15 protein-coding genes are annotated in these 13,323 nt (G+C 37.3%); 1 reads left to right on the forward strand and 14 read right to left on the reverse strand.

The genetic code is table 11. The features are described from left to right. Nucleotides 1-13: 13 nt before the first annotated feature. On the reverse strand, nucleotides 14-1,333 hold the full coding sequence (locus tag FSZ17_RS18065; RefSeq protein ID WP_057772221.1) for a GntP family permease: 1,320 nt from the start codon (nucleotides 1,331-1,333) through the stop codon (nucleotides 14-16). A 374-nt stretch (nucleotides 1,334-1,707) separates the two neighbouring features. Continuing rightward, nucleotides 1,708-3,075 carry a sigma-54 interaction domain-containing protein gene (locus FSZ17_RS18070; protein ID WP_057772223.1) on the reverse strand — a complete coding sequence of 456 codons (1,368 nt, stop codon included), beginning with the start codon at nucleotides 3,073-3,075 and terminating at the stop codon, nucleotides 1,708-1,710. Between the two features lie 134 nt (nucleotides 3,076-3,209). On the opposite strand from FSZ17_RS18070, the gene FSZ17_RS18075 reads away from it, so the two are divergent. After that, the gene (locus FSZ17_RS18075) at nucleotides 3,210-3,560 is read left to right on the forward strand and encodes a hypothetical protein (protein WP_146846513.1); all 351 of its coding nucleotides are present in this window, start codon (nucleotides 3,210-3,212) and stop codon (nucleotides 3,558-3,560) included. A 284-nt stretch (nucleotides 3,561-3,844) separates the two neighbouring features. On the opposite strand, the gene FSZ17_RS18080 is transcribed toward FSZ17_RS18075, so the two are convergent. The 12 genes from FSZ17_RS18080 to FSZ17_RS18135 all read right to left on the reverse strand — a co-directional run bounded on the left by FSZ17_RS18080 (nucleotide 3,845) and on the right by FSZ17_RS18135 (nucleotide 13,304). Further along, nucleotides 3,845-5,026 (reverse strand): MDR family MFS transporter, encoded by a 1,182-nt coding sequence (locus FSZ17_RS18080; RefSeq protein ID WP_057772227.1) that lies wholly within the window; start codon nucleotides 5,024-5,026, stop codon nucleotides 3,845-3,847. Between the two features lie 282 nt (nucleotides 5,027-5,308). Further along, complete coding sequence (locus tag FSZ17_RS18085; RefSeq protein WP_057772228.1) at nucleotides 5,309-6,742, reverse strand: ammonia-forming cytochrome c nitrite reductase subunit c552; 1,434 nt, start codon at nucleotides 6,740-6,742, stop codon at nucleotides 5,309-5,311. Further along, nucleotides 6,735-7,259: a cytochrome c3 family protein gene (locus tag FSZ17_RS18090; protein WP_057772231.1), complete on the reverse strand. Its 525-nt coding sequence runs from the start codon at nucleotides 7,257-7,259 to the stop codon at nucleotides 6,735-6,737. Before FSZ17_RS18090 ends, FSZ17_RS18085 begins: the two co-directional genes overlap by 8 nt. A gap of 54 nt (nucleotides 7,260-7,313) precedes the next feature. Then, complete coding sequence (locus FSZ17_RS18095; protein WP_057772232.1) at nucleotides 7,314-7,826, reverse strand: TlpA family protein disulfide reductase; 513 nt, start codon at nucleotides 7,824-7,826, stop codon at nucleotides 7,314-7,316. A gap of 16 nt (nucleotides 7,827-7,842) precedes the next feature. Continuing rightward, nucleotides 7,843-7,974: a CcmD family protein gene (locus tag FSZ17_RS18100; RefSeq protein ID WP_082625250.1), complete on the reverse strand. Its 132-nt coding sequence runs from the start codon at nucleotides 7,972-7,974 to the stop codon at nucleotides 7,843-7,845. Between the two features lie 15 nt (nucleotides 7,975-7,989). After that, nucleotides 7,990-8,700 carry a cytochrome c biogenesis protein gene (locus tag FSZ17_RS18105; RefSeq protein ID WP_057772234.1) on the reverse strand — a complete coding sequence of 237 codons (711 nt, stop codon included), beginning with the start codon at nucleotides 8,698-8,700 and terminating at the stop codon, nucleotides 7,990-7,992. Further along, the gene (locus FSZ17_RS18110; RefSeq protein ID WP_057772236.1) at nucleotides 8,700-9,383 is read right to left on the reverse strand and encodes a heme exporter protein CcmB; all 684 of its coding nucleotides are present in this window, start codon (nucleotides 9,381-9,383) and stop codon (nucleotides 8,700-8,702) included. Before FSZ17_RS18110 ends, FSZ17_RS18105 begins: the two co-directional genes overlap by 1 nt. Further along, entirely contained in the window at nucleotides 9,364-10,083 is a 720-nt protein-coding gene (gene ccmA, locus FSZ17_RS18115) for a heme ABC exporter ATP-binding protein CcmA (protein ID WP_057772238.1), read from the reverse strand. The genes FSZ17_RS18110 and ccmA overlap by 20 nt, the downstream gene beginning before the upstream one ends. 1 nt (nucleotide 10,084) lies before the next feature. Continuing rightward, a complete protein-coding gene (locus tag FSZ17_RS18120; protein WP_057772241.1) occupies nucleotides 10,085-10,438 on the reverse strand; it encodes a hypothetical protein in 354 nt (117 codons plus the stop codon). Further along, complete coding sequence (locus FSZ17_RS18125) at nucleotides 10,435-10,800, reverse strand: hypothetical protein (RefSeq protein ID WP_057772243.1); 366 nt, start codon at nucleotides 10,798-10,800, stop codon at nucleotides 10,435-10,437. The genes FSZ17_RS18120 and FSZ17_RS18125 overlap by 4 nt, the downstream gene beginning before the upstream one ends. A 15-nt stretch (nucleotides 10,801-10,815) precedes the next feature. Further along, nucleotides 10,816-11,328: a cytochrome c-type biogenesis protein CcmH gene (locus tag FSZ17_RS18130; protein ID WP_057772245.1), complete on the reverse strand. Its 513-nt coding sequence runs from the start codon at nucleotides 11,326-11,328 to the stop codon at nucleotides 10,816-10,818. Next, nucleotides 11,325-13,304: a heme lyase CcmF/NrfE family subunit gene (locus FSZ17_RS18135; protein ID WP_057772248.1), complete on the reverse strand. Its 1,980-nt coding sequence runs from the start codon at nucleotides 13,302-13,304 to the stop codon at nucleotides 11,325-11,327. The genes FSZ17_RS18130 and FSZ17_RS18135 overlap by 4 nt, the downstream gene beginning before the upstream one ends. Nucleotides 13,305-13,323: the final 19 nt, after the last annotated feature.

Here is a 13,323-nt window from a genome sequence, read left to right on the forward strand (position 1 = left end):
ATCTCTTTGAAATCTAAATCCCTAAGCCTAATGAGAATAAAATGATCGCAATTGCAACACCTATGGCAGGAACAATAACCGTTAGTGCGCCAACTGCACCATAAGCATCCTGATGAGCTTCACCACAAATAGATCGTACTGTTGTCACAACATAACCATTATGAGGCAGAGAGTCCAAGGCACCCGACGATATGGCAACAACCCTATGCAATGCTTCAGGATTTACTCCCATATCCATATAATGTGGTGCAATTAAAGGCAAGGCTATCGCCTGACCTCCAGAAGCTGAGCCCGTCATTCCAGCTATTACACTTACAGCAATAGCCCCTCCAATAAGCGGACTTCCAGGAATACTAGTCATAAATTCAACAGCAGTTGTAAAAGCCGGAACAGCTTTTGCCACTCCTCCAAATCCGACAACAGCCGCTGTATTACCGATAGCAATTAATGCCCCTAGAGTTCCCTCTGAAACGGCATTCCAGAAATTTCTGAAGTATTTTCTATTCAATAAATAAGTAGCAATAACTCCGCCTAATAAAGCAATAATAAGTGCAGATTGTTTAAGAGAATCGTGAAAAACATAAGAAATTAATAATACGACAACTAAAGGAAGAATTCCCATAAATGGGTTTGGTAAAGCTTTGTTTTCTGTTACTGGATCACTATCCCTTGAGACAAATGTTTCTCCTTTTTTAACAGCTTTTGTTATCATCCTTTTCAGCCACCAGTAACCAAAGATCATCATAAATACGGCTACAATCAAACTAACCTCCCAGCCTGCATACGGAGTTGTGTTTAAAAATTCAATTGGAATCCAGTTTTGAATCTCTGGTGACCCTGCAGAAGTCATCGTAAATGTTACGGACCCGAATGCAAGTGCTGCTGGGATAAATCTCCTCGGCAGATTTGCCTGTTTGAACAAGCTTAAAGCCATAGGATAAACAGAGAATGCTACGACAAATAAACTTACACCACCATAGGTTAAAATCGCACAAGATGCTACGATTGCTAAAACGGCATATTTCATTCCTAGCTTATCCACAACCATTTTCGAAACACTATCTGCTGCCCCGCTATCCTCCATGACCTTTCCAAAAATTGCTCCTAATAGGAACATTAAATACCATGACGTCACGAAACCTGAGAATCCGGACATATAATTACCAACTAAATTTGCTTCGCCTTCCGCAGCAAGCTGTGGAAATAGAGGCATACCGCTAAAAACGGCAACAAATATCGCTGACAATGGTCCAACGACAAGCAGATTCATCCCTCGCATCGTTAAATAAATTAATAATGCAAGGCCACCAATTAATCCAATCATGCTTAACAATTTCATTTCCCCCTTTAATGTTTTTTACAATCATTTTCTAAGCTCTTTCCCTCTTTTTACATCCCTCCCATTCTTGATAACGCTTTCAAATGATGAGCTACTACATTTTTACAAAGGATTATAACAGAAGATTCAAAAAATTCTTCCTACCCACTTACTTGCAAGCTTTGTGCCAAAAATAAAAGCTTATGGGAAGGGATTTTTTGAATTTTTTATGAACATTTTTTCCGAAAAGCTGGAATGCAAAATTGATAGTTTCTCATACTTAATAGAGTAGTTTCAATAATAGATGTGAAAACCATTGGCTTTTTTGCTGCAGAAATTAATAGATAAAAGGAAGTCCAGAAAACTGGACTGTATTCCAATTTTCTGGACTAGAGATGAAAAATTCCGTATTTTTTTAATTTCTCATACATGGAAGACTTGCTAATACCCAATGCTTTTGCTGCTTCAATCTTGTCATCATTAAATTTATTTATACTTTGAATCAATACTCTTTTTTCTGTTTCCTCCAAAATTTCCTTTAGCTTTTTACTCCCAACGGGGAAAACCGATGATTCTTTTAAATAATCAGGCAAAGAATCTAATGATATGACCTCGTTGTTTGTAAGATGAACGGATGCTTCAATGACATTCTCAAGCTCTCTAATATTTCCTGGCCAGCTATATTGAGTAAATCGCTCGAGTACTTCATCTTCAACAAAGCTTATTCGCTTCCCCGATTTTTTCGTAATTTTTTTGATAAAATAATCGAGCAAAACCGGGATATCGTCCATTCTTTCACGTAATGGAGGAATCGTGAATGGAACGACATTAATCCGATAAAACAAGTCTTCACGAAATCTTTTTTCTTCCATCATTTTTTCCAGAGGGCGATTTGTGGCAGCAATAATTCGAACGTCTACGGATATAGACTCTGTGGACCCTATACTTTCAATTTCACCCTCTTGAATGACTCTTAACAGCTTTACTTGCATATTCAAGGGCATATCGCCAATTTCATCTAAAAATAAAGTTCCCCCATCAGCCAATTGGAATTTCCCTTTTTTTCCGCCTTTTTTTGCTCCAGTAAAGGCGCCTTCTTCATAGCCAAATAATTCAGACTCAAGAAGATTTTCAGGTATGGCCCCGCAGTTAATTTTCACAAATGGCTGATGGCTTCGATTGCTTAATTGGTGGATGCTGTGTGCGAATAACTCTTTGCCAGTTCCACTCTCACCACGGATAAGAACTGAGATATCGCTTGCTGCAATCATCTTTACTTTTTCCTTAAGACTTTCAATTTCTTTTGATTTCCCTAGCAGATCATCCAGGCTATATTTCACACTGCGATCAATATCTTGAATATAGCTTTGAATCTTTGTTAGCATGCTTTTTACATGGCTATTCATTTTCATCCATTCCCTTGTGTCACGAAAGAACACAGTACCAAAAGCTCCAACCACCTGCCCATTAGATAAGATCGGAATACGGTTTGCAATCATATAATTCCCTTTTATGTATTGAAGGTCAGCGACCTCTTCTTTTCCTGTAGCAGCAACAATATGCATGCGGGAATTTTCAATGACATTTGAGACATGTACACCAAGAACCTTCTCTCGTTCAACCTCTAAAAACTCACAATAGTTTTTGTTTATGTAAATGATTTTTCCTTTATTATCAACAACTACTAGCCAACCAAAAGCATTTTCCACAATTGTTTCAACAATATCAATAGGTATATCTAAAAGTGCGCTTCTCATCATAGTCCCCTTATTTGGATATTATGGAAATCTCTTTCTGTATTTTATCATACTTATCAGATAATTTAGATGAACATGTATCTTTTATACCCTTTTGGTCTAAAAAAATAGTAAAACGAATGGGAGTGTTTTTCTTGAAAGGTGTTTTATTATTGAATGAAAATGAACCGAAGAAATTGTTTGATAAACAAGTGAGAATTGCTTATCAGCAAATGGCAGCAGTCTCTTATATGAAGGCGAACAAAATCCAAGTTGAGAAGCTCAATCCTTACCAAATAAATGATTATTATACCATCCCCCACGCTCTATTATTTGACTTGAAACAAACGAATGCTCATTTAGACTGCCTTGTGATCCCTTCTCAAAGAACGATCGAAGAATTTATTCAAATTTATCCTGCAAGATGGCTGTTATTAAAAAGCTATTTTAAGGAAATCTTATTTGTGAATAAGAGTGAAATAAACGATTTATATGGAACAAGCTGATATTTTATAATAAACTTCTCAGTTGATTTCCGCTGCAGGCACTTAGCGATCGCGGGCGGTCCGGAAGCCTCCTCGTCGCTATCGCTCCTGCGGGGTCTTCCTTCGACTCGCTTTCCCGCAGGACGTTGAAAAAGCTTCCTAGAATAATCACCGCACGAAGGAAATGCGTTAGCATTTTCGAGGAGCTCGCGCCTTCCGCTTCAATCAACAACAAAATAGTTTTATAAACACTGAGCTTTAACACAGCAATATTAATAAAAAAACCTGCAATAATTCTGCAGGTTTTAAGAAGCATGAGCAAGTTTCTTCGAATTCTTTATTTTTTTATCATAAATAAGCGTAGTAAAGATAGAAATAAAGAGCAAGCCAATAACAATAGTAAATAGCATTGACATACCGTACATATCAACAAGGATACCGCCTAGCAAGGGGCCAATCATTCTGCCCGCTGTTGCCATGCTATTCACAATGCCTTGATAAAAGCCCTCTTTTCCTTTTGGCGCGAGATCATTAGCAATGGTTGGGACAGCTGGCCAAACAAACATTTCACCAATTGTTAATATAATCATCCCTGCAAGAAAAGCAGAAAACTCCTCTGCGCCAGATGCAATTAAAAAGGCAAATATTAAAATAACGATCCCCACATTTATTTGTGTCTTTAGAGATTTTATTCGTTTTACTACTATGTTCACGAAGGGCTGACCAAGAACAATCAATGCGCCATTAATCGTCCATAGCAAACTATATTGCTTTAACGAAATATTAAGCTCCTGTGTAAAGGAAGCAATTGTCGTCTGCCACTGAACATATCCAACCCAGCATAAGCTATAGCCAATACACAATATTAATAAAGCATAAAGCCGAGAATGATTTTTATGAACTGGCTTTTCTTTTAGAACTGAAGTCTGAGTACCTGTTTCGGTATGAATACCTCTATATCCAAAAACGGCAATTAGAAGAAAGAGCGCATACATGAGTGTATTTGCAATAAATATTAACTGGAAGGAAAAAGATGCAACAAACCCTCCAAGTGCAGCCCCAAGTGCAACACCTAAATTTTGTGCTACGTAAAGAGCGTTAAAGGATTTTCTTCCGCCTTCCTTCCAAACTGAACCTGCCATTGCATACATAGAGGGAAAGATAATCCCTGACCCAAAACCAACAATGGTTAAAAAGAGCACATATGTAGGCCAGCCATTCCAGAAGGACAAGCCGATTAATGATAATAACGCAGTTACTACTCCAAGCAAGATCGATTTATAGCCCCCAATTTTATCAAAAAGGATGCCTCCACATAAATTTCCGACCACACTTGCAGCAGAGTTTAGCATTAGGACAAAACCTGCTACCGATAAAGATTTCCCTAAATGATCATGAATATAAATCGTGTTTAATGGCCATAAAAAAGAAGAGCCTGTTACATTCACGACCATCCCAATAATTAATAACCATAAGGCGCGTGGCATGAAACACCCTCCTTTTAAAATAATCGCCTATCATCGTTTTTCAAAAAAACGAAAAAATTCCATTCTATTTCGGTTACCAAAATAATTTTATTTCTTTTTTATTGTCCTTGCAATAGATATTAAAGCCATTAAATAAATACAGAAAATACGAAATAATCCCATAAAAACATTATGATATTTCAGGCAGTTTAATTGACAGTAGTTCATAATTTTGACAAAATAATAAAGAAAACACCGTACAAGTCTCATTTGTACAGTGTTTTCATAGTTTACTTTTCGCTTTTATTTTTTCGGAGCAGGCTGTTGAGGTGGGAAATATCCATTAATTACATGCTCTTTCTTTTTCGGATTTTCCTTCTCTTCTAAAACAGCCTTCTTCGCTTTTTCTATCTCTTTATTTAATTCTTCTAGATTTACGCCTTTCTTTGCAAGCTCCTCAGTAGCAATTTGAATCGCTTTATTCGACTCATCACTAGAGATTTTCAATGAATCCATTGCTCCTTGCGGATTATGGAAGCCTGCAGCACTTTCAGCGGCAACAATATCCCAGTACCATTGTCCTTTACGTACATGTTCTTGTGCTTCTTTTATTTTCTCTTCACTTACTCCAGAAGTGATCATTTTATTTACATAATAGTGTGAAGAAATAGAAATATCCTCAGCTGAATGTAATGCCTTCATATGTGTATCCTGGATGCTTACAACACGGTCTTTGAGATCATCAAGGTCGCGGTTGCTATGACAGGTTGCACAAGATTTCTCCATAGTTTTAAGTGGTGATTGCCACCAGTGAGAACTAATTTTCTTTTTACCGTCAGCACGCTCATATGGCATATGACAATCAGCACAGCTTACACCGGCTTTTCCATGAGGACCTTCCATATGTGTTTCAAAATCCGGATGCTGTGCCTTTAACATCGGAGTACCTGAAACATTATGAACCCAATCTTTTTCAAATCCTCTGTCTTTAGCCACAGTATCATAGTATTCATACATATTTTCTGGCTTAAAGCCATTTGCCCATGGGAATGTAACCTCCCCATTTTCTGGTGCAAAATAATACTCTACGTGACATTGACCACATACATAGCTTCTCATTTCATTTTTCGTCGGGTTTGACATGTCAACACCTTTAGATTCCATTGCTTTAATAAAGCTTGGACGAGTGATGCGAAGGTCCATTGTTTCAGGATCATGGCAGTCAGAGCAACCGATTGGAGAGTGTCCCATCGACTCCGCCTTTGGCCAAACGACATCATTGAAGCTTCCACCCCAATATTCATCGCCCATTTCTTCAATCATTTGCGGAACTGCTGTTGATTTACATGTTAAGCAAGATCCAATTGATTTATCTGTAATTCGCATGGTTGATCGAATGTCTTCATTTGCATAAACATGTCCTCGATCCTCGTTGTAATCAGTAGCAAATCCATATCCGTTAAAAAGAATCGGTAAGTACGGTTCTTTATCTTCATCGAATTTACTTCTTTTTACAGAACCACTGTATTTCGTATCTTCCTCTTTTGCATTTTTCTGATAGCTGTCATATTGAAGCGGAAATAAATCCTTAAACGCTTCATTACTAATCTCATCCTTTGACAGACCAGTTTTATCAGAACTTGCTTCAGTACTCGCATTGTCTGAACTTGAACAGCCTGAGATAATGAGCATGACAGCAGCCAGGAATAAAAATGTCCATCGATAAGTCCTAGCCATTATTCATCGTACCTCCTTTAGTATCTAACAATTCTCCTGATTTAGGTGGTTTATAGAAATCTTCTGTTTTAAAGCCTTTGCCATGCGGGATTGCCTGGTGGCAGCTTGAACAGCTATCCTTTGCATCATGAGAAACATTATCTAATGTGCTCTCATGGCAATTAATGCAGTTTTGATTGACGGCTTTTTTTGAATCTTCGGTCGTTAGCAGTACCTCAGGTATTTTTTCAGAACCGAGCGTATTGTAATACACATGTCCAATACCTGATTTTGCTTTAAACACTAACTTCCCTGCTAATGTTTCGTGAGGCAAGTGACAATCACTGCAAGCTAGCTTTGCATGCGTTGAATCTCCATGAGATTCATATACATTCGTCATAATGTGACAGCTTTGACAGAAATCTGCAGAATCTGTATAGGCAAATGTTTTAACTGTAACGACAGAGACAATAATTCCCACAAATACTCCAATCATAATTAAGAGCTTTTTATCGATGGCTAATAGCTTTTTTAGCATTTTCTTCACCTCCCTTTTTTTATCTATATATATTAAAACGCTGATAACAGCATTTTAATCCTGGGAATTGTGAATGTTTTCGATAAGTTCAATTAAATGTTCCTTAGTCGTAGGGCCAGAAAATCTCTCAACAATTATTCCATTTTCATCAATAATGATCGTTTCAGGCTGGCCAATAACATTATATTTCTTAGATACATCCTCAGTTGTATCTAGTAAATAGCTCAATTTGGAATTTGATTCCTCAATGTATTTGTTCATTCTCTTTGTTGTTTCGCCTTTTGCGATTATGAAAAGCTCTGCATTTTTATATTCCGCTCCAAATGCTTCTAGCTCTGGAGCTTCATCAATACAAGGCTGGCACCATGTAGCAAAAAAGTTTAATACAACAATCTTTCCTTTAGAGTCAGATAATTTATGTTCTTTTCCATACATATCCTTAAGGGTATAATCAAAGGCTGTATCGCCTGGATTTGCTGATACCTTTTCGCTTAATCCGCTTATTAGAACACCGATGATCCCAATAGTAATTATGATGATGATAGTTGGAACGAGTCTTTTCCTCATTCATTTCACCCGCTTTTTAATGTTCTGACTTCCAATCCTCAAGGAGCTGAAGCTCTTTTTTCAAGTCTTTTTGACGCTTTCCTAGAATAAAAATATATCCTGCAAGTAATCCCCAAATAACTGAATATGCTATAAATAAATATTGCATTGTTTCCGCCTCCTATTAACTTGCTAATTTTTCAATTACTTTTGCTTTTGTTTTTTTTACAGTCAAACGCATTTTTTCAATTTCTGTTCCTTTACGCATTAAAAAAATATAGAAAAGGGTAATTGTACCGATGCAGAAAAGAAGAGTTATAAGCATCTCTGGCTCGATTCCTCCACCCTTTTGGTTTTTCCCCTCTCCAAAAACAATTGGATGCAGCTTTGTGTTCCACCAGCGAATGGCCATGAAGACAATTGGAACATTAATACATCCAATAATCCCAAACACGGCTGAAAGCTTTGCGATTTTTTCCCATGCCCCTTCCATTCTTCTTACGAACAAATAGGCTACATAAATAAACCACAGTATTAATGTTGTGACGAGTCGAGGCTCCCATGTCCACCATGTGTTCCAAGCTGATTTCCCCCAAATCATTCCGGTAACCAATGCGATTGTAGTAAAGAGAACACCGGTTTCGGCCGAAACTCCTGCATGAATAAATCTAGATTCTGTTGGTCTTCTTAATGTTAAAACACTATAAAAACCGACTACAAAGAATGCTAAGAAAGCGACCCAAGCAGAGCCTACATGAAAATAGAAGATTTTCTGGGTAACGCCCATTTGTTTTTCAATTGGTGACCAAATAAACACCAGATACAATGCAATAAAGAAGGCGGGGACGAGACAAAGAAATAATATACGATCAATCAATGAAGACTGTTGTTTCATTAAGATCCCTCCATTAAAAACTCAAATAAGAAAAAACATGCGGCAAAGAAGAGCAAATCATATCCAACCATTAGCTGAAGCCAAGATAATGCATCTTCTATTCCATCTTGTCCAAGAACAATTCTCGTTGCTTGAACAGCAGCAATCATCAAAGGACTGAGCAAAGGAAGCAGCAATACAGGGAGCAGCATCTCACTATTCTTTGCATTTGCTGCTAATGCTGCCAAGAAGGTGCCAACAGTAATAAATCCAAATGTAGCTATAAACACAATCAAAAGGAACCAAACCCATTCGCCTGTAAAACGATAATCAAATAGTATAAATAAAACAGGAATACTAATGATCTGCGTAATGATGACAAATAGAAAATTTGCAATGACTTTGCCAAGATAAATACTCGATAAATCGATTGGGGCTACCTTTAACCCTGTTAAGCTTGCATTCTCATTCTCTAATAAAAATGAACGATTCAACCCTAGTAGCCCTGAAAAAATAGTAATGACCCAAATAAGACCTGGAATAATCGCTTTTACAGTGTTATTTGTAGGATCAAATGCAAAACTAAAAATGAGTATGACAAGGCTAGAAAAGATGACCATCATGCCGATTGTCTGCTTTGATTTCAATTCATTTCGTATATCCTTACTAGCAATTGCTAAAGCGTCAGAGAGAATCGTCATCATATCCGCTCACCGCCTTGTCATACCATTTTTTCAAACCAGCTAAACCTGCCTGCCTATCAATGCTCCGAGACTCAGCAGCTTTTCCTTTATTAAGGATAATCGCTCTTTCACAAACTTTAATGACTTGTTCAAAATCATGAGAGATTAATAGTATAGCAATGCCTTTCCTCTGCTTCTCTAGTATAAGATTATTAAGCAAACTGATTGCTTCTTGATCTAATCCCGTATGTGGCTCATCAAGTAAAAGCACTTCTGGATCAGCTAGCAAAACACGAGCAATTGCTAGCCGCTGTACCATCCCTCTTGAAAATGAACGAATAGGAATATCTTTAAAATAATGGAGTCCCACTGCTTTTAATAGCTCCATAGCTTTTTCTTCTCTATTTTTTACTTTGTATAATTTTGCATAAAAGAGTAAATTCTCAAGTGGTGTTAAAGCCGTATATAGAAAGGATTCATGCCCTAAATATCCAATTTTTTGCTTCAATAATTGTGATTTTTTCTTTATTAGCTCTCCATTTAAATATATGTCTCCACTCGTGGGCTGCATCAGCCCTGCTGCAAGCTTAAAGAATGTACTTTTCCCAGCTCCATTCGGACCAAGTATGGCTACACTTTCTCCCGGCTCGATAGCTAGTGAAAGATTTCTAATGATGATCCTATCTCCAATAATTTTTGTCATATTCTTTAATTCAAGCATTTTATCCAACTCTTTCTTGAGTGAATCGAAGCAGTTCTTTTTTCACTGTATCAAGGTGCTGCTTGTATTCCTCAATGATTTTGGAATATTGTAAATCCGTTACTTCTCCTAGCTTCTTATTCCTTTCAAGCTCTGTCATTTGTTCTTCAATGACTGCCTTCTTTTTTAAAAGAAGCTGAAATTGCATCTCTTCATAATCATGTTCATGTGTGTTCTTTCTTCTTTTTATAAGCTTGAAAATCAAGACAGCAATTAATACAATCAATACGAAGTGAGGATTAATTGTATTTAAAATTGGCGTACCCAGCCAAAAGGATACTAGCCATTCTGGGTGGAAAGGCGGTATTTCACTCATCCTTCCATCTGTCCTTTCTGCTTGCGAAGTTTATTTAGTTCCTTTAAAATTTCCCGTTCAATTACGTCATTTGTTTTATTTCCCTTTGAATGACTAGATCTTTCGTTACTTTCTATTTTCATATAGCTTGCAGCAAGTGATTGATATCGGTTCTTCATCGACTCAAAATCCTCTTTGGTAATTTTCTTCATCAAATAATCCATTTCAAGCTCATTAACTGCTGCATAAATCATTTCCAATGGCATTTCTTCTTCGTTTCCCTCAGCTAATACCATTTTTTCATTGTTAAAAAAGGGGGAAATAATAAAATAAATACAACTTATAACAATCGCCGAACCGACAATAAGAAACACATAGTCCATATAAATCCCTCCCTTTTAAAAATGCCTTCGCCTTTCCTCTTCAAATGTTTGTTCAATAATTTTCATTTCAGTTTCCGGTAGTTCATTTGTTAATAACGTCTCTGTACTTGCATTTTTATTTGTTAGTTTCTTAATTCCGTATCCAACACCAATGCCACCTAATATGAAACCAATTACTGGCATGATCCAGGCAATCATGCCACTTCCTTCAGTTCCAGGGGCTCTTAATGCAGCTTGACCGTACTCGTCAACATATGACTGCAAAATTTCTTTTTCTGAGGTCCCTTCATTCAGTGCCTCTAACACTTCATCATAGTAGACCTTTTTGATTGTGCATGTTGAAATATCATGGTCTGCATGTCCTTGCATATCAAGCTTGTTTATAACAGAGTGAAACTCTTTAGAATTATAGGTGTAGGTTGATTTTGCACTTATTGTATTTACATTTATTCCTAGTTGGAGGAATACAAACGAGACAAGCAGCACAGATGAATATTTTATTAGCTTTCTTCTCGAGATTGTTCTCATTTTTGCCCCCCAGCCTGCTGACTTTTTACTCTTAAGGAGGAGGTTGTTTTGCCTCCAAGTAATGCAATAGCAGTTCCTATTAGCATTATGATTCCTCCTGCCCAAATCCAGCTAACGAATGGGTTTATTTTTACGACGAATGTGACCTTATCCTTACTTTCCCAAGAACTGAGAACAACGTATAAATCCTCTTTCCAGTTGGATTTAATGGCTACTTCTGTTGAAGGCTCTGGCCATGTAGCATAAAATATCTTTTCTGGTTTAATGCTGCCATCGTCTTTTCCTTTATAGGTAATATCAAGATTTGCATAAACGATTCCATTCCCATTTTTATTTGTTTCCGCAAGATTCTTGAAAGTAAGGTCATAATGACCAACCTTAAAGGTCTCACCTTTATTTACTGTTTTCATTACCTCTTGAGAATAAGCCTGGGAAGAAATGACGCCAACCGCAATAATGGCAATGCCGATGTGAACGATGTAGCCTCCATATCTGCGCTGATTTTTTCGAGTCAATTGTATGGCTGCTTTCAAAAAGCCTTCTTTCGTCGCTTTCCTGCGTGCACAAATTCCACGCCAAAATTCTGTTAAGTGAACAGCAAACATAAATACCGTAACGGTTAAGCCGATAATGGCGTATAAGCCCTTTACTCCGATTGCGACAAGGATGATAGCAAAAGCAATTGCTGTTAATAAAGGAGCCAGCATGTTTTTAATGAATCGATCAAATACTGCCTTTTGCCATGCTATTAAAGGACAAATGGCCATCAAAAGGATTAGTGCCAGCATAATCGGTGCCATTACTTTATTAAAATATGGTGCACCAACATTTACTTTTGTGCCTGTAATCGTTTCTGAAATTAATGGATACATCGTACCCCAAAACACTGCAAAAGCAGCTGCAACAAGGATAAAGTTATTCAAAAGAAAGCTGCTTTCCTTAGAAAAATAGGCTTCGATTGGTTTACTCTCTTTTTTAATAAGCTGATAGCGAGTTGCTACAACATAAATCGCAAAGAGCATCATAAATGCCATAAATACTAAGAAGTAAGTGCCAAGGTTACTGTCTCCAAAAGCATGAACACTTGTTAAAATTCCGCTTCGCACTAAAAATGTCCCAAACAAGGAAAGGATATAAGATAAAATAATCAAGCTTAAATTCCATGTTCTAAGCATTCCTTTTCGCTCTTGTATCATAACGGAGTGCAGAAAAGCTGAAACAGTTAGCCAAGGCAAGAAGGAAGCATTTTCCACTGGGTCCCACGCCCAATAGCCGCCCCAGCCTAATTCAAGATAGGCCCACCAGCCGCCTATGATATTGCCAAGTGTTAAGAATAGCCATGCAGTTAAAGTCCAACGTCTCGTTAATTTAATCCACTGTGCGTCCATCTTTTTCATGAGTAAAGCTGCGATGGCATATGCGAATGGAACAGCTAATCCAACATAACCCATATAGAGCGTAAGTGGATGGATAACCATACCAGGATTTTGGAGCATTGGATTTAATCCCTTACCATCAGCAGGTATTGTATCTGTCATTTCAAATGGATTTGCATTGAAAACCATCACAATATAGAAAAATAGCATATTTAGCAATAAAATAATGGATACATAGGGAATCATACTGTTTTGTTTTTTCTTATTAAAAACGATAATCGCTGCATAGATGCTTAACAAAAAGGTCCAAAGCAATAATGACCCTGCATTTCCAGCCCAAAATGCGGCTAACTTATAGATTAAAGGCAGCTGACTATTTGTATATGCAGCTACATACTGATATTGAAACTGACTTGTACCTAGAATATAGAATAATAGAAAGGCTGCAATACTCGTTACAAAAGCAAGGGACATGATCCCTCCTCTTGCACTTTCAAGCCACCTTCTATCTTTTCTTTTCAGTCCGACTATGTTAGCAGCTAATGAGTATAAAGATATGACGATTCCTAAGATGAGAGCAATATTACCAATTAAATACATGTTGTCACCAGCCTGTCTA

It is taken from the genome of Cytobacillus dafuensis (genome assembly GCF_007995155.1).
In the GTDB taxonomy this organism is placed as follows: Bacteria; Bacillota; Bacilli; order Bacillales; family Cytobacillaceae; genus Cytobacillus; species Cytobacillus dafuensis.

Bases quoted from the DNA above. Each gene is read 5' to 3' on its own strand.
- FSZ17_RS18070 (WP_057772223.1), bottom strand. From the start codon at position 3,075: ATGAGAAGCGCACTTTTAGATATACCTATTGATATTGTTGAAACAATT.
- FSZ17_RS18080 (WP_057772227.1), bottom strand. From the start codon at position 5,026: ATGCCACGCGCCTTATGGTTATTAATTATTGGGATGGTCGTGAATGTA.
- FSZ17_RS18085 (WP_057772228.1), bottom strand. From the start codon at position 6,742: ATGGCTAGGACTTATCGATGGACATTTTTATTCCTGGCTGCTGTCATG.
- FSZ17_RS18090 (WP_057772231.1), bottom strand. From the start codon at position 7,259: ATGCTAAAAAAGCTATTAGCCATCGATAAAAAGCTCTTAATTATGATT.
- FSZ17_RS18095 (WP_057772232.1), bottom strand. From the start codon at position 7,826: ATGAGGAAAAGACTCGTTCCAACTATCATCATCATAATTACTATTGGG.
- FSZ17_RS18100 (WP_082625250.1), bottom strand. From the start codon at position 7,974: ATGCAATATTTATTTATAGCATATTCAGTTATTTGGGGATTACTTGCA.
- FSZ17_RS18105 (WP_057772234.1), bottom strand. From the start codon at position 8,700: ATGAAACAACAGTCTTCATTGATTGATCGTATATTATTTCTTTGTCTC.
- FSZ17_RS18110 (WP_057772236.1), bottom strand. From the start codon at position 9,383: ATGATGACGATTCTCTCTGACGCTTTAGCAATTGCTAGTAAGGATATA.
- ccmA (WP_057772238.1), bottom strand. From the start codon at position 10,083: ATGCTTGAATTAAAGAATATGACAAAAATTATTGGAGATAGGATCATC.
- FSZ17_RS18120 (WP_057772241.1), bottom strand. From the start codon at position 10,438: ATGAGTGAAATACCGCCTTTCCACCCAGAATGGCTAGTATCCTTTTGG.
- FSZ17_RS18125 (WP_057772243.1), bottom strand. From the start codon at position 10,800: ATGGACTATGTGTTTCTTATTGTCGGTTCGGCGATTGTTATAAGTTGT.
- FSZ17_RS18130 (WP_057772245.1), bottom strand. From the start codon at position 11,328: ATGAGAACAATCTCGAGAAGAAAGCTAATAAAATATTCATCTGTGCTG.
- FSZ17_RS18135 (WP_057772248.1), bottom strand. From the start codon at position 13,304: ATGTATTTAATTGGTAATATTGCTCTCATCTTAGGAATCGTCATATCT.